The sequence below is a fragment of the Thalassotalea castellviae genome (assembly GCF_031846185.1).
Lineage (GTDB): Bacteria > Pseudomonadota > Gammaproteobacteria > Enterobacterales > Alteromonadaceae > Thalassotalea_H > Thalassotalea_H castellviae.
Genome location: NZ_JAVRIF010000003.1, coordinates 1 through 15,792, shown reverse-complemented (window position 1 = coordinate 15,792; position 15,792 = coordinate 1). Strand labels below are relative to the sequence as shown.

Annotated in this window: 13 protein-coding genes; 8 read left to right on the top strand and 5 right to left on the bottom strand. The window is 38.2% G+C overall.

Annotated elements, in window-relative coordinates:
• Positions 1-23: 23 nt before the first annotated feature.
• The 5 genes from RM573_RS06390 to RM573_RS06370 form a co-directional block, all read right to left on the bottom strand.
• The gene (locus RM573_RS06390) at positions 24-3,152 is read right to left on the bottom strand and encodes an efflux RND transporter permease subunit (protein ID WP_085283341.1); all 3,129 of its coding nucleotides are present in this window, start codon (positions 3,150-3,152) and stop codon (positions 24-26) included.
• Between the two features lie 10 nt (positions 3,153-3,162).
• Positions 3,163-4,059 (bottom strand): efflux RND transporter periplasmic adaptor subunit, encoded by an 897-nt coding sequence (locus RM573_RS06385; RefSeq protein WP_074498704.1) that lies wholly within the window; start codon positions 4,057-4,059, stop codon positions 3,163-3,165.
• 70 nt (positions 4,060-4,129) lie between these two features.
• Positions 4,130-5,422 (bottom strand): TolC family protein, encoded by a 1,293-nt coding sequence (locus RM573_RS06380; RefSeq protein WP_311578996.1) that lies wholly within the window; start codon positions 5,420-5,422, stop codon positions 4,130-4,132.
• A 70-nt stretch (positions 5,423-5,492) separates the two neighbouring features.
• On the bottom strand, positions 5,493-5,798 hold the full coding sequence (locus tag RM573_RS06375; protein ID WP_311578992.1) for a hypothetical protein: 306 nt from the start codon (positions 5,796-5,798) through the stop codon (positions 5,493-5,495).
• A 74-nt stretch (positions 5,799-5,872) separates the two neighbouring features.
• On the bottom strand, positions 5,873-6,772 hold the full coding sequence (locus tag RM573_RS06370; RefSeq protein ID WP_074498707.1) for a cation efflux transmembrane domain-containing protein: 900 nt from the start codon (positions 6,770-6,772) through the stop codon (positions 5,873-5,875).
• 166 nt (positions 6,773-6,938) lie between these two features.
• Here RM573_RS06370 and RM573_RS06365 point away from each other — a divergent pair, with 166 nt between their 5' ends.
• The 8 genes from RM573_RS06365 to RM573_RS06330 all read left to right on the top strand — a co-directional run.
• Complete coding sequence (locus RM573_RS06365; RefSeq protein WP_092251245.1) at positions 6,939-7,289, top strand: hypothetical protein; 351 nt, start codon at positions 6,939-6,941, stop codon at positions 7,287-7,289.
• Between the two features lie 83 nt (positions 7,290-7,372).
• A complete protein-coding gene (locus RM573_RS06360; RefSeq protein ID WP_074498708.1) occupies positions 7,373-8,590 on the top strand; it encodes a TolC family protein in 1,218 nt (405 codons plus the stop codon).
• 63 nt (positions 8,591-8,653) lie between these two features.
• Positions 8,654-9,970 (top strand): efflux RND transporter periplasmic adaptor subunit, encoded by a 1,317-nt coding sequence (locus RM573_RS06355; protein ID WP_074498709.1) that lies wholly within the window; start codon positions 8,654-8,656, stop codon positions 9,968-9,970.
• A gap of 11 nt (positions 9,971-9,981) precedes the next feature.
• On the top strand, positions 9,982-13,182 hold the full coding sequence (locus tag RM573_RS06350; protein WP_311578976.1) for an efflux RND transporter permease subunit: 3,201 nt from the start codon (positions 9,982-9,984) through the stop codon (positions 13,180-13,182).
• Positions 13,183-13,771: 589 nt separating this feature from the next.
• Positions 13,772-14,098 carry a peptide chain release factor family protein gene (locus RM573_RS06345; protein ID WP_074498711.1) on the top strand — a complete coding sequence of 109 codons (327 nt, stop codon included), beginning with the start codon at positions 13,772-13,774 and terminating at the stop codon, positions 14,096-14,098.
• Between the two features lie 81 nt (positions 14,099-14,179).
• Positions 14,180-14,491 carry a hypothetical protein gene (locus RM573_RS06340; protein WP_074498712.1) on the top strand — a complete coding sequence of 104 codons (312 nt, stop codon included), beginning with the start codon at positions 14,180-14,182 and terminating at the stop codon, positions 14,489-14,491.
• A 309-nt stretch (positions 14,492-14,800) separates the two neighbouring features.
• The gene (locus tag RM573_RS06335) at positions 14,801-15,055 is read left to right on the top strand and encodes an antitoxin Xre/MbcA/ParS toxin-binding domain-containing protein (RefSeq protein ID WP_074498713.1); all 255 of its coding nucleotides are present in this window, start codon (positions 14,801-14,803) and stop codon (positions 15,053-15,055) included.
• A gap of 511 nt (positions 15,056-15,566) precedes the next feature.
• A partial coding sequence (locus RM573_RS06330; RefSeq protein WP_311578964.1) for a hypothetical protein occupies positions 15,567-15,792 on the top strand: 226 nt, incomplete at its 3' end.

Sequence of the window (15,792 nt, the reverse complement as noted above, 5' to 3'; positions counted from 1 at the left end):
TAAATTAAGCTGCTTTATTGTTTTTAAATTTCGTCGGACTGCTGTTTGCTACTCTCAGAGCCATGCGCCCATTGATATAAAATAGGCAATACAAACAAAGTTAAAATTGTAGAAGATACAATACCGCCAATAACAACTGTTGCTAGTGGTCTTTGTACTTCTGCACCAATTCCAGTGTTTAACGCCATTGGAATAAAACCTAAACTAGCAACCAGTGCCGTCATTAAAATAGGTCTTAAACGAATGATGGCACCTTCAATGATTGCTACGTAAAGGTCGCCTTTTTCATGCCAAAGATCTCGAATAAAAGCCAACATAACCAAGCCATTTAATACGGCGACACCTGACAATGCTATGAAGCCGACACCTGCCGAAATTGATAAGGGCATGTCTCTTAAATAAAGTGAAAATACGCCCCCAGTTAATGCTAACGGTACGCCACTGAAAATGATTAATGCATCTTTTAATGAACCAAATGCTATAATCAAAATACCTAAGATAACAACCAATGTTATCGGTACAACTAGGCTTAATCGCTTACTTGCTGACTCTAGTTGTTCAAACGTTCCACCATAATCAAGCCAGTATCCTGCTGGGACTTCTCCTTCCTGATTAATTTTAGCTTTCACTTCTTTTACAAAGCCGCCTAAATCTCTGCCACGAACATTGACGGTAACCACAACTCTTCTTTTTCCGTTCTCACGGCTAATTTGAGCAGGTAAAGACTCTGATTTAAGCTCTGCAACTTCTTCAAGTGGCACATAGTTACCGCCCTCAAGTGGAAGCGGCAGGTGCTTCAAGCCATCGATATCTGTTCTTGTTTGCTCTGGTAGGCGAACAACTAACTCAAATCGTCTGTCACCTTCATAAATGATCCCCGCTGATTCACCGCCAATCGCAGTAGCAACCCAGTCTTGCAATTCGGTAACGTTCAATCCATACCTACCAAGCGCTTCTCGTTTAGGAATTACTGATAAAGATGGAACACCTGTGACCTGTTCCATTCGGGCATCAGCAGCACCGTCCACGGTTTTCACAATATTTAGAATATCTTTTGCGGTAAGTAATAACCGATCCAAATCATCACCAAATACTTTGATACCCACGTCAGCTCTAACACCAGAAATCAATTCGTTGAAACGCATTTGAATAGGCTGAGTGAATTCATAGTTGTTGCCCGGAATGTTTTTCAGTACCTCTTCCATTTCTTCAACTAATTCACTCTTTGGCTTTGAAGGTTCGGCCCAATCTTTACGTGGTTTTAAAATAACAAAGATATCAGCAATACTCGGTGGCATTGGATCAGTTGCTACTTCTGGTGTGCCGATGCGCGAGAATACTTTATCAACTTCAGGAAACGCTTTAATACGTTGCTCAAGTACTTCTTGCATTTCTACTGATTGCTCTAGGCCAGTCGATGGAATTCTTAATGCCTGTAGTGCAATATCACCTTCATTTAATTGTGGAACAAATTCTGTCCCAAGCGTAGTTGCTAACCAAAGGCTATACCCCATTAACAGCGTTGCAAATGAAACAATAATCCAACGAAATTTCATCGCCATTTTTAACAATGGTTCATAAATAGACTTGGTTGAACGAATAACTACACTTTCTTTTTCGCTGATTTTACCTTTCATAAATATCGCAACAGCAGCAGGAACCAGTGTAACTGAAAGGATCATGGCCGATATTAACGCCATAACGACTGTTGCCGCCATAGGGTGGAACATTTTCCCTTCAACACCAGTTAAAGTAAAAATAGGTATGTAAACAACTGTGATAATAGCTACACCAAACAGGCTTGGGCGTATGACTTCTGAAGTGGCTTCAAAAACAGTATTTAGTCGCTCCCTTAAGTCTTGCCTATGGCCGTTGTGTTGCGCCTCTGCTAACCGACGAACAGAGTTTTCAACGATGATGACAGCCCCGTCCACTATCAAACCAAAGTCCAATGCGCCGAGACTCATTAAGTTGGCAGATACTCCCGCTTGTACCATACCTGTGATTGTCATTAACATTGATAGTGGTATTACAGCGGCGGTTATTAATGCAGCGCGTAAATTTCCAAGCAATAAGAAAAGTACAACGATAACTAATAGCGCACCTTCAACGAGGTTTTTGGTAACGGTTGTAATCGCTTTATCTACTAACGTTGTTCTGTCGTAAACAGGCTCTGCGGTAATGCCCTTTGGCAGAGATTTTTGTATTTCGCTGAGCTTCTGTTCCACTGCTAAGGCAACAGTACGAGAATTCTCACCAATCAGCATCATGGTTGTACCAAGCACTGTCTCAATGCCATTACGAGTAGCAGCCCCTGTTCTAAGTTCTTTGCCAATAGCAACATTGGCAACATCACTTATTTTTACAGGAATACCATCGTTCTTTTTGATGATGACATTGAGGATCTCATCTATTGTCGCAAGTTGCCCAATGGAGCGCACTAACACTTGCTGTCCGTTTTGTTCGATATAACCTGCGCCACGGTTATCATTGTTTTTACGTAATGCATCAGATATTTCTTCAAAGCTTACCTGATGAAAAAGTAATTTTTCAGGTTTCGGTGTTATATGATATTGCTTGTTGTAGCCGCCGATACTGTTGACCTCAATGACGCCTTTAACTTGAGCCAATTGCGGTTTAATGATCCAGTCTTGAATTTCCCTCAGGGCAATAGCGGTGTAAGGCTCTCCATTAGGCATTTTAGCGTCAGGAGAAGCTTGTACGGTATACATAAATATTTCGCCAAGCCCTGTGGAAATAGGACCCATTTCTGGCTCTAAGCCAGAGGGAATAACGCCTTTTATCGCAGCTAATCTTGCATTGATTAAGTTGCGAGCAAAATAAATATCGGTTCCCTCTTCAAAGATAACGGTTACTTGAGATAATCCATATCTTGACAGGGAGCGGGTGTGAGACAGCCTTGGCAATCCAGCTAAGGCGGTTTCTACAGGAAAGGTTACCCTTTGCTCTGCTTCTAAAGGTGAATAACCGGGGGCAGAGGTATTTATTTGTACCTGCACGTTTGTTATATCTGGAACAGCATCAATAGGAAGTTTTTGATAACTCCACATGCCAATGCCGATGATTACCATCAGCAGACTTAGTATTAAATAGCGTCTATTTATTGCTAGACGCAAAATTGATTCAATCATATTGCGTCTCCTAATCGTCGTCTTCTACTTCAGATTTCAAAATATCTGCTTTGATCAGATAACTGTTTTTGCTCACATATTCAGCGCCTTTACTGAGGCCATCAATGACCTCTATATAGTTCTTATCTGAACGCCCTAATACAAGCGGCGCAAATTCGTACTCTTCACCTTCTTTAACAAATACACCTAATTGTCCACCTAGTTCTTGTATAGCAACTTTCTCAACGGCTAAATCCACCTCAAATTGATTTATTTTAACGTTGCCTTTTAATAATTGACCTGACGTTAGGCTTAACTCAGCATTGTTTAAACGTACCCGCGCTAATACATAAGGTTGATCTTTAGCTGGAATAATATTAGTGATAACGGAGTTGAATGCGTGTTCACCATGCTCAATATCAACATGCTGACCGACTTTGATTTGATTATATTGGCTGGTAAACACCTTAAATTCAGCCCACAAGGTGTCAAAATTTACGATTTCAAACAAGCTGGTGTTTTGCGTGATACCGCCAATATTTCCATTTCGCTGTAAAACAGTCCCAGAAACAGGCGATGTTATTTTATAAGTATTTAAGCTCTCATTAGATTCAATAACGGCTAATAGATCGCCTTTTTTTACCTTATCACCAACAGTGGAGTTTATTGTCTTTATAACGCCGTTATATCTAGCGCCAACTTGAAATAATTGTTCAGCGCCTATCGTCGTAGCGCCGTATACAGGGATAGTTTGGTTCAACGTTTTTGAAGCTAAATAGGCTGTTTCAACACCAACCTTTTTTGCCATGTTATTGTCGATTTTGCTTATGCCTTCTTCGCCTTCATGTTCATCTTCACTAGCGAAACCACTTTGAATGGGTGACAAATACCCAATAAAAATCAATAGTGCGAGTAAATAGTTTTTCATTTTGAATTCCTAAACGATTCAGTTAATAACTGAATCAATAAATTGTTATTAAGCTTAAAGTGATGCTTTTTTAGAGTGACAGCGCTTCGTTTGTTAGTTTTTCTATCTCTGCGCCATAAATTAGGGCAGCAGATGCCGCATCAATGAGGGTTCGCCGAGCATTTAACAGCTCTTGTCTAGCCGATACATAATCAAGATATCCATATCGACCTTTTTGATAGGCGTCTTGAGTATCTTCCAGTGCATCTTCAAGCATTGGGATAACCGACTGCTTTAATGAATTAACTGTTAATATGGCTTGTTTTCTATTGGAGTATGCTCGTAGTAAGTGATTTCTAAACCTCAACTTAGTCGCCTCTTTCTCTATGGCAACTTGGTCACGCTCTGCTAGCGCACTAGCGATTGCACCAGAATTTCGCTTTTCAGCAAACAAAGGTAAGCTAAAGCCAGCGACCAGTGCAGTATCATTGGCTTCTTGAGAACGCCTAACACCAACAGACCATTTTATATTGGCATTGACCTCTGTTTTCGCTAAACGTATTTCAGCCTCTTTTAGTCGCTGTTCGCTTGCATAGATTTGAATTGCTGGATTTTTTTCTAACTTCGCAAAGAGAGTGTTAAAGTCACTATCATTGCCAAACTGAAAAAGATCACCTTGTACTTCAGAGAAAGTTACAGAGTTTTCTCCCCAGAAAGCTGCTAAAGAAAGTTTTAAATATTCCAAACGCTTTCGTTCAGATTGAACGGTTAAATTTGCCTGAGCAATAACTGCTTTTGAACGTTTCACTTCAGCCTCAGGGGTAGCACCTGCGCGGTTACGCTGAGATACAATCTCTAACGTTTCTTGTGCTAACTTCAATGCATTATCTGCCAATATCACTCTTTGTTGGGCAGCAAGTACTTCTACGTACTTCTCAGTGACTTGAGCCATCAAGTTTAGCGCTATTACCTCTTTTTCAGCAGTGAGTAGTGCTCTTGAATTTGAAACAAGCCCAATTCGCGCTGAGCGTTTATCCCCCATTTCAATAACCGAAGATAGAGCGATGGTTAATTCTGCGCTGTCGAATGCAGAGAATTCACCTGAGCCTGCAAAGTTCTCGGCTTCAAGTTCTAGTTCATAAGCGGGATTTAAACTTGCTGTTTGTTCTCGTCCTGTTAATGCGGTTTGTTTGAAATTAAATATTTTGAGTTCAGGGTTGTGTTTAAGCGTCTGCTGAATTGCCTCTTGAAGATTTAACTGCTTTTCAAAGGCATAAACATTAAATGTAAAAAGTGACAAAGCGAGAAACGCGATATATTTAAGCCGAGGTGTTACACACCTCAAAATTACTATCTTGCGATGCGCACAGGTATTAAGTGCCATGTATACTTTCCTATAAATTTATATTGTTATTTAGGCCAATAATGTTGACCTCTTTAAATTTGATATAAAATTAGGCGTGTTTAGGGGGACGAAATGGCACCGACATATAGCCTTTTAGCTCAGGAGAAACTAAGGCGTAGGTGGGAAATTGATCTATTGCTTGTAAAACATTACAAGAAGAATCTGCATTTAAAAATAGGTGACAACAGCAACAAAAATTACAATCATCAATTGAAGTGTAGCTATTATTTACTTCAAATACATTGGAGGTTTCTGAAGCTTTTAATGGGGTAATTGACTCAGTTAGTGATGTGTTAAAAGAACTCTCGTTTAAGTTTATTTCAAGTTCTTCTAGCGAAAAAAATACAGACTGCACCGCGATTAAAATCATTATCACGTATGATATATTTGATTTTATATACGAGGAGTGCACTATTTTCATTTCTCTGCTTAATACTTTAGCTGTAAGATGCGGCGAGCACCGTTTAAAACGACAAGGGCAATTATCAAACCAATCACTAAATCTGGATAACGGCTGCTTGTTACTGTAACTAATAAACCAGCTAAGATTACGCCAACGTTTGCGATAACGTCATTTGCGGAAAAAATCCAGCTCGCTTTCATATGAGCGCCGTCTTCTTTGTTGCCAAATATTAAAAACAGACAAGCAATGTTAGCGATTAGTGCTATTCCACCAAATATCATCATTAAAGATGACATAGGCTCACTACCATAAATAAAGCGTCTTACGACTTCACTCAAAGCACCTAGCGCTAGAATAATTTGAAGTACACCAGATATATGTGCCGCTCTAAGTTTCATGCTGATACTTTTACCTACGGCATAAATAGCTAAACCATACACCGCAGCATCAGCAAACATATCTAATGAGTCGGCAATAAGGCCAGCAGACTGCGCAATAATCCCGGCAATTATCTCTACAAAAAACATGACTCCGTTAATAGCCAACAACCATTTTAGTGTTGATGCTTCTTTCATCTCATTTTTTTGGGCTAGATCTTTTGCTTTTGCAGCTTCTGTGCTGCAACTTTCTTTAGTTGATGCTAACTCTGCACCGAGTTTAAGTTGTTGTAACTTTTTTGTTATTTCATCTAAATTTTCATCATGAAAAACTTTCACTAAGCGATTAGGAATATCAAATTGCAAGCCAACAGAAGGTTCCACACCATCTAGTGCTAACCTGATCAACCTTTCTTCTGAAGGACAGTCCATTTGAGGCACTTTATATGTACTGACAAACCCGCCACTATAGTTATCTAATTGCGCATCAATTTTTACATCTTCATTGGTAGAAGATGATTGACACTGACCACTACATTTTTCTGACATATTTAACATTCCGTAATAATATTAAAATAAGTATAAAATCTATAGTGGCTATAGAGTCAAATATAAAAATTATTTAATGTAAAAGCGTGGAAACTGAATTGAAAAGCTAGTTTAAGAAAATAGTTTCTGCTAGTATTTTAAATACTATATTTAACTGGTGATAACTTTGAACCTTAATGTTGTACTAAAAATGCTCTTAGTCTTTTCGATTGTTTTACAATCGTTAACTGCTGTTGCATCTTCAACATCTGAGAATCACCAAATAGATATAGAGCACCTTCAAACTCAACATGATCATGCAGATGATCGAAATGCCTTAAATGATAATACAGATGATGAACAGCACGATGTAAAGGATTGTCATCACTGTGGTCATTGCAGTGGCAGCCACTTATCTTGGATTTTAGTCAGTAATTCCAATGTCGATGGTAAGCTAAATATTATCAATAAAACGCCTTATCAAATTGATCAAACAAGTACCTTTCTTGAAGCTATACTTCGTCCGCCTATTTCTTAATTAGATTAATTTTTAATGACCTATTTATCCTTTAATAATGGATAAAGGGTTCGTGTTTATTAATTTTAAAATTAAGATTTTTTATGTATATATATTTAAAAAATACAGGTTTAGTCCTGTCTTTATGCATGGTTGTGAGTTTTTCAGCTGCCAGTTATGGCAAAGAGAAAAATATTTCATGGCTTGATAGTCAAATAAATAAAGATCCCGAAGTTATAGCAGCGAAAGAGTTACTCAATGCAAGTAGTCATAGAGCCAATGGTTTAACTCAAGCCGTTTATAACCCAGAGCTAGAAGCTAGTTATGAAAAAGAAGGTGATTTTGATAATTACTCCATTGGTATCAGCCAAACAATTGATTTCTGGGATAAGCAATCAGCAAATAAAAGCATTGGTGAAATTGATGTCTATGTAAACCAGCAACAATTGTTATCTTTACTCGATTCTAAAAAGGCTAACGCTTTAACTGCATTAGTTAATTGGCAAGCAGCAAAAGAAGCTGCTCAGTTACTTTCAGAAAGAGAAGAGCAATTGCAAACGCTCGTTGGCATTGTTGAAGATAAGCGAAAAGCCGGACTTTTAGAGCCACTTGACGCTGAATTGGTCTATTTAAACTTGTCCCAAATTTTCAGTGAAATATCTGAGTCGCAAATAGCATTGAAAAATGCAGAGGTAAAGGTTCAGGAGTTATTGCCTGATTGGACGCCTAATACTACAAATTTGTTTTCATTTACTTTTGGGGCAACAAGCTATTCATTTAACTCCCAGTGGGTTGAGGATCATCCAAAAGTTAAACTCGCTAGAGCGCAATGGAAGGGACAACAATCTAAGGCTCAGCTAACCACTATGGAATCTAAAGCTAATCCAACCATTGGCGTTAGCGCAGGGAAAAGTGGAGATGAAGACTTGGTTGGTGTGACTTTATCAATTCCTTTAAACATCAGAAATAACTATTCAGATACGGTTAAAGCCGCTTATTCAGAAGCCATTGCAGCAGAAGCTAACTTTCGATCGGTATATCGAAAGCAGTCTTTTGAAGCAAAAGCTAAATATGAATCGCTTAATATCAGTAAAAAATACTATGAGCAATGGCGAAAACTCACACAAGGCAGATTAGATAGCAGTGCAAATTTATTAAATAAGCGCTGGGAAGCTGGTGACATTAATACGTCTGACTACCTACTTGCATTAAATCAACGCGCGGAAGGGCTTCATGCAGGAATACGTTTGGAAAATCAATTCAAGCTTGCAGAAATATCCTTCGTTTTAAGTATGGGTCAGTTATCAAAATTTGAGATTTGAACGCTTTATTTTTTCAGTAGCGAAAAACGAAATCTTAAATTTATCAAAATATAGGTTAAAAAAATGAATACAATATTTAGTAAAAAATTATTAGCCGTAGTAATTAGCAGCCTGTTAGTTGGGTTTACTACAAATCATGACGCTTTTGCACAGTCGTCAGATGGTACTGGCTCTGTCACAAAAGTTTCGAAGCAAGATGTAAAAGAACATAAAGATGATCATGGCGAACATGGTCACGATAAAGGACATAAAGAAGAAAAAGATGACCATGACGAGCATGATCACGAAAAGGAAAATAGGGAAGAAAAAGATGACCATGACGAACATGATCACGAAAAAGTAAATAAGGAAGGAAAAGATGAAGAGCATGAAGAAGGTATCACTATTGATCCAAAGAAGATGTCGCTTGCTAACATTAAAGTGGAAAGTGTTAAGCCTGAATATCAATTTAGCACCGTATATGCACCAGGCGAAATAAAAGCTAATGGCTATAAAAGTTATGTGGTATCGCCACGTACAGAGTCAGTCATTATTAGTCGCCATGCAGCGCTTGGAGAGCATGTAGAAATAGGTCAGAAGTTAGTTACATTATTTAGTGAAGCAATGGCACAAGCACAGGCTGACTATTTAATCGCTTCAACCGAATGGCAACGTGTGAAAAAGCTGGGTAACAAGACGGTGAGTGAAAGTAGATTATTACAAGCAGAGACTACATACAATGCGAGTTACGGGAAGCTTATTGCTTTAGGGTTAACTGAAAAAGCAATAGATGGCATTTCTAACAAAGACATAAAAGCGTTTGGGCAATATACATTAATTGCTCAGCGTGAAGGGGTTGTACTTCAAGACGATTTTATCCAAGGGCAACGTGTTGATGCTGGTGATTCAGTAATGTTGTTAGCAGATGAAAAACAACTATGGGTTGAAGCAAAAGTTTCTCCAAATAAAAAGCTGAATTTATCAATTGATTCTCCTGCGGTACTTAAATTAGAAGGCCAGAGTTACAATGCCAAAGTTATCCAAGAAGCCCATACAATTGACCCTATTACTCGTACTCGAATTATTAGGTTAGGAGTAGATAATTCGGATGATAATCTTCATTCAGGCATGTTTGTAAAAGTTTACTTTCAGTTTGCCACAAAGCAGAAAGTGATGGCTGTGCCAGAAGAAGCATTGATCCGCAGCGCAGATGGTGATTGGACAGTATTTGTCGAAGACCACCCTGGAGAATTTAAAGCTGTAGAAATAGAACTAGGCCGAGCCTTAGGTGGTTTTAGAGAAATCATTGGCCTTGATAGTGGAACGCGAATTGTAACTAAAGGCGCATTTTTTGTTGCGTCTGAAATCGCTAAAGGCGGATTTGATCCGCACAACCACTAGGGAGCAAGACTATGTTTAATAAAATAATAGATTGGTCTGTTAATAATAGACTCCTGATTTTGATTGCGCTGTTTGCCACTATGGTTGGTGCAGTTATGGTGATTCCAAAATTAAATTTGGATGCCTTTCCTGATGTTACTAATGTTCAAGTTGCTGTAAATACTGAAGCGCCAGGACTGGCTGCTGAAGAAGTTGAACAACTCATTACGTACCCCATTGAAGCGGTAATGTATGCCCTACCTGATGTAGAACAAGTGCGCTCAATTTCTAAAACAGGCTTGTCTGGCGTTACGGTTGTTTTCAAAGAAGGCACCGACATTTACTTTGCAAGACAACTCGTATTTGAGCGTCTTCAAGCCGCAAAAGAACTGATACCAGAAGGTGTTGGGACACCCGAAATGGGACCAAACACCTCTGGGCTGGGCCAAGTATTTCAGTATCTTCTTATTTCAGATAAAGGTGCAGGTTATGATGCTATGGCGCTTCGAAGCCTTAACGATTGGATTGTTAAGTTACTCGTTATGCCTGTCGATGGAGTCACTGATGTATTATCTTTTGGTGGTAATGTTAGGCAATACCAAGTCAATGTCGATCCATCTAAGCTCTTAGCATATGAACTAACGCAAGAAGACGTTGTTGGTGCCCTAGATAACAACAATGCGAATGTTGGCGGATGGTACATGAACCGTGGGCAAGAGCAGCTTGTGATTAGAGGCACAGGCTGGTTTGAGAGTGGTGAGGCTGGCATCAGTAATATCAAACAAGTTCCCGTTAAAACAGTCGATGGTACGGTTGTTACGGTTTCAGATATTGCTAAAGTTGAAATGGGCAGTGAAATTCGTCAAGGTGCTGTCACCATGACGCGCAAAACCGAAGACGGTAAAGTCGAAAATTTAGGCGAAGTTGTCTCTGGCATTGTCTTAAAACGCATGGGTTCAAATACTAAAGCCACCATTGATGGTATCAATGCAAGAATTCCATTAATTAGTCAAGCATTGCCAAAAGGTGTTCGCTTTGAGCCTTTTTATGATCAGGCTGATTTGATTGAAAAAGCGGTAAATACAGTGGTTGATGCACTATTACTAGCATTTATTTTCATCTGTATTGTATTAGCACTATTTTTAATGAATTTACGTGCAACCTTCTTGGTATTAATATCTATTCCAATTTCAATTGGTATCGCGTTAATGATCATGGCTTGGTGGGGCATTTCTGCAAACCTTATGTCACTGGGTGGCATAGCGGTCGCTATTGGTATGCTTGTAGATGGCTCAGTGGTTATGGTTGAAAATATGTTTAAACATTTAAATAGACCTGACGCGACACATTCGAAATCGGTAAAGGAACGTGTTCCAACTTCTGACGCAGATCCGCACGATGTAGAACACGATGAGCACGGCATTAAATTACGTCTGCAAAATGCAGGTAAAGAAGTGGCTCGTCCCGTCTTTTTTGCTGCCTCGATTATTTTAGTCGTATTTGCGCCATTGTTCAGCTTTGAAGGGGTTGAAGCAAAGTTATTCCAACCTATGGCAATAAGCATCATCTTAGCCGTTGTATCTGCGATTGTGGTTGCGTTGTTTATCGTACCTGCACTGGCAACTTATTTATTTAAGTCAGGTGTAAAAGAGAGGGAAAGCTTTGTTCTTAGGCCATTAGACAAACTCTACAGAAAAGGGCTTACATTCGCACTAAAACGCACCAAGTTAGTCATTTCAGCCGCACTTATATTAGTTTTCTCTGCCTTTGCATTAGTTCCATTAATTGGTACTGAATTTGTACCTGAGTTAGAAGAAGGGACGATAAACTTAAGAGCAACGCTGGCACCTTCTTCCAGTTTAGATACCGCGCTCACTGTGGCACCAATTCTAGAAGAAAAACTAATGGCTTTTCCTGAAGTAACCTATGCATTAAGCCGAATTGGTCGAGCCGAAATAGGTGGAGATCCAGAGCCTGTGAATAACATAGAAATTTACATAGGGTTGAAGCCTGTTTCTGAGTGGACCAGTGCATCTAATCGATATGAACTTCAAGGGAAAATGGAGAGATCTTTAGAGGAGTTTCCTGGCTTACTACTAAACTTTTCTCAACCTATTGCGACTCGTGTTGATGAGTTACTATCTGGCGTAAAAGCTCAGTTGGCGATAAAGTTATTTGGCCCTGAGTTAGACGTTTTAGCAGCTAAAGGACAAGAGATCGAAGCGGCTATAAAGAGTGTTGATGGTGCAAGAGATGTTGCTCTTGAGCAAATTGCAGGTGAAGCGCAACTTGTCGTAAAACCTAATAGGCAAGAGCTATCGCGCTTTGGACTTTCAGTTGTTGATATAATGGAAGTTGTGCGAGATGGTATTGGAGGGGTTGAAGCTGGACAAATCATCAAAGGCAATGAACGTTATGATATTTACGTGCGTATTGAAGAAGAGTACCGACAAAATAAGGAAGCTATTTCAGATATTCGAATTCAGTCACCAACAGGCGCCTGGGTACGCTTAGGTGATGTTGCAACTGTTTCATTTGAATCAGGTCCTCCTCAAGTAAGGCGCGATGATGTTCAAAGGCGTGTCGTTATTCAAGCAAACGTTCAGAATAGAGATATGGGTAGTGTAGTAGCCGACATCAGAAAAGTTATTGCTGAGAAAGTTGACCTACCTTCAGGCTACTCGGTAGCAATAGGTGGACAATTCGAAAGCCAACAGCGTGCTCAAAAAAGACTAGCTATCGTTGTACCTTTATCTTTAGCGCTAATTGCATTGTTACTTTACTTTGCTTTTAGCTCTGTTGGTCAAGCTATGCTGATTTTAGTTAATGTGCCACTTGCCGTTATTGGTGGCGTATTTTCTTTGTACATATCAGGACAATATCTATCCGTACCAAGCTCCGTTGGCTTTATTACCTTATTTGGTGTAGCGGTATTGAATGGGGTCGTTATGGTAGAAAGTATCAACCAACGTATTAAAGACGGACTTGACGCATCTAAAGCCGTTTTTGAAGGTGCTACTTCAAGATTAAGACCTGTACTAATGACTGCTATAACATCTGCATTAGGCTTAATCCCAATGCTAATGTCGAATGGTGTAGGTGCAGAAATACAACGTCCACTTGCCAGTGTTATTGTAGGTGGCTTGGTAACGGCCACGCTGTTAACACTGTTCGTATTACCTGTTTTATATAGCTGGTTTTCAAGGAAAAAAATAGAAGAGCTATCCAGATAAAATAACTGAGACCTCTAACCCCACGCTAAAGTCACGTTTAGCGTGGGATTAGTCGTGTGCATATGCGCTAGAACAAAGATTATATTTAACAATATAACTAATAGTCATGACTGCTTTGTCGCAACATTTGTCCTTAGACAGGCCAAAGCTAACTTCCGCTTTCGTATCTAAGCAGCCCAATCTGAGGTTTTTTATTTCACTAAAAAATGATTGGTTTGGTGTATAAGTGATCATATGAGGGATTTATTTCAAAGATTAAGGACGATCTTAAAACGTAACTAATTAAGATAAATTTTCTTATCTGGTGTCGTATGTATCATTCTTTGTGGCGATCCACATGTTGTAAGCACAATACCTTTGTTCTGAGCTTGTTTTTTAACAAAATAGAGCCTTTAAGAGCGTCCCCCCATAATTTATCGAAACCCTCCAAAGGGTTATTGCTGTTACTTAAACTTGCTCGTTTAATCATTTTATATTCACTAATTATGTATGTTACTTAATACCAACATAGTATTAATTTACTGCTTTTGACTATAATAAATACTACAAACAATAAATTTATCCATATAAAAAATTTAAAAGAAGAGCCATGATTGATTTAAAGGAAAATGAAATTGAAATAATGATTTGCCCGGCCAATGAATCAAAAACTGGAAGTGCTGAAGTGGGTTTAAAAATCAAACACATACCAACGAATATCAGAGTCGAGTCATTAACTGAAAAAACACAACATAGAAACAAAATCATTACTATTGATAAACTAGAAAGAGAAATATGCAAACAAGTAAATAATACATTAGAAAAAAATCAAAATTTGCATGATGAGCTTCTTAATGTATTTAAAATAGAGGCAAAGGCTATCAGCTGGTTAACTAACCCAAAAAACCTTTGGAAAGTTCAACCCCTTTATCTTTAATCGCTAAAGTCGATGGTAAAAAGAAAGTTCTAGATATACTTTATATATTTAAAACTGGGGATTTTAATAAGCGGGTTCATAATGATTAAAATTAAAGTAAACACAACAAACACACCTCACTATATTTTAAGCTCAGATATTAAATCAGCAATAGATAATGAATTTTCTGCTGAAAATGCAATAAAAATTGGCAAGAAATATTCTAACCTTATTTATGGTTCATCTGCCCATGTGATTAGTCAAAATCCAAAGAAAATCGGGCTATATCCACACGACATTGCGGCAATATTTAAAGCCATCAATATAGATGTTGAATTTTCTAATGAAAAGGGTTCAATTTTAAGTATCGACCACACCATATCAGGAATTTTTCAAAGAAATATAGGCAATTAAATCGTATTGATATTTAGGTGTGACATGGTCACATCAACAACACACAAAAAGCTGTATGCCGTTAATATTAACAATCAATCGCTACGAACTATTTAAAGGTGAAATTGTTTAAAATGTGTATTCTTGAGGGGTTAAGCTAATTAGTGAGGTCAGCTATCATATCAGAGCAGACGTTTTATAAGTTAATTACCAATACTAGGCCGACTATAAACTAAACTGAAAAATAGTAAGTTCAAGTATGGGTTAGACAGCAAATAGATTTTATGCTTTAGTGTTGATTAAGGTCATCATTACTTAAATCTCAAATTTATGCCTAATCAAAACTCCAAATTTTCTGTAGAAAAACTTACTTATTCACCTGAGCTAGAATTTTTAAAAACTGAGCATTTTGGAATTTATCAGGAATTGATGAAACAATTTAAATTTGATGATCGGATATGCCAGGAATGGCTGACTAAACCTAAACCTTTTTTACAAGGAAAGTCACCGTTTGAGATGCTAACTATTGATGTTGATGCAGTGAAGGCCATGCTGGTTCGCATGAGGACAGGGGATTTTTCATAAAAGGTAAATGCAAATGAATATCCTCTTTCTATGTACTGCTAATATACAACGCAGCAAAACAGCCGAAGTGTTGTTTCATGCTGCAAATAATAACTATCAGTACTTCCAGCGAGAGCTTGCACTATTGCTACTAGAGCAGTGCGAGCTTGCTTAATCATTTGGCTTTAAGGCTGTCCAAAAAATAAAGTCTATTTCGAACCGCTGTCGCTCTGCAAACATTGCGGTAAACAAAACTGTTTACTCTATATGAATGGTTTAAAACTCTATATTCGAGGCATACCTGATTACTATTAATATTTGACTCTCGAAAAAACCAAACAAGATCAAAGTATCACTATTAATTCATTGAATATGTTTTTGTCGGCTGATAACTTACTAAAATAATTAAATAAAGTTAGCGATGAAACCGAAGTTAATTATGGGTCATTTGGTTAAGCGTGAACTACCTATAAAAACTATTATTACGCGTTATTTGCCATCTTTCTTACAGCTCTATTAAAGGAAAAAAGAAATGGATGATTTGATTGATAATGAGTTGTTCCTGCAAATTGAGGAGCACCTAAAGTGTAGTGAACAAAGCTGGCTTCTAGGTGCAGGGATTAGCTTCGATGCTAAATTACCTTTAATGTACCCTTTGACCAATAAGGTTAAAAAAGATGTCGAAAGTAGTCACAAGAAATTATTTGACGAAGTAATCACTCCGCTCTTTCAAGAGTTGCCTAACAACTGCCATATAG

Coding starts and splice junctions, on each gene's coding strand:
- RM573_RS06390 (WP_085283341.1), bottom strand. CDS start 3,152: ATGATTGAATCAATTTTGCGTCTAGCAATAAATAGACGCTATTTAATA.
- RM573_RS06385 (WP_074498704.1), bottom strand. CDS start 4,059: ATGAAAAACTATTTACTCGCACTATTGATTTTTATTGGGTATTTGTCA.
- RM573_RS06380 (WP_311578996.1), bottom strand. CDS start 5,422: ATGGCACTTAATACCTGTGCGCATCGCAAGATAGTAATTTTGAGGTGT.
- RM573_RS06370 (WP_074498707.1), bottom strand. CDS start 6,772: ATGTCAGAAAAATGTAGTGGTCAGTGTCAATCATCTTCTACCAATGAA.
- RM573_RS06360 (WP_074498708.1), top strand. CDS start 7,373: ATGTATATATATTTAAAAAATACAGGTTTAGTCCTGTCTTTATGCATG.
- RM573_RS06355 (WP_074498709.1), top strand. CDS start 8,654: ATGAATACAATATTTAGTAAAAAATTATTAGCCGTAGTAATTAGCAGC.
- RM573_RS06350 (WP_311578976.1), top strand. CDS start 9,982: ATGTTTAATAAAATAATAGATTGGTCTGTTAATAATAGACTCCTGATT.
- RM573_RS06345 (WP_074498711.1), top strand. CDS start 13,772: ATGATTGATTTAAAGGAAAATGAAATTGAAATAATGATTTGCCCGGCC.
- RM573_RS06340 (WP_074498712.1), top strand. CDS start 14,180: ATGATTAAAATTAAAGTAAACACAACAAACACACCTCACTATATTTTA.
- RM573_RS06335 (WP_074498713.1), top strand. CDS start 14,801: ATGCCTAATCAAAACTCCAAATTTTCTGTAGAAAAACTTACTTATTCA.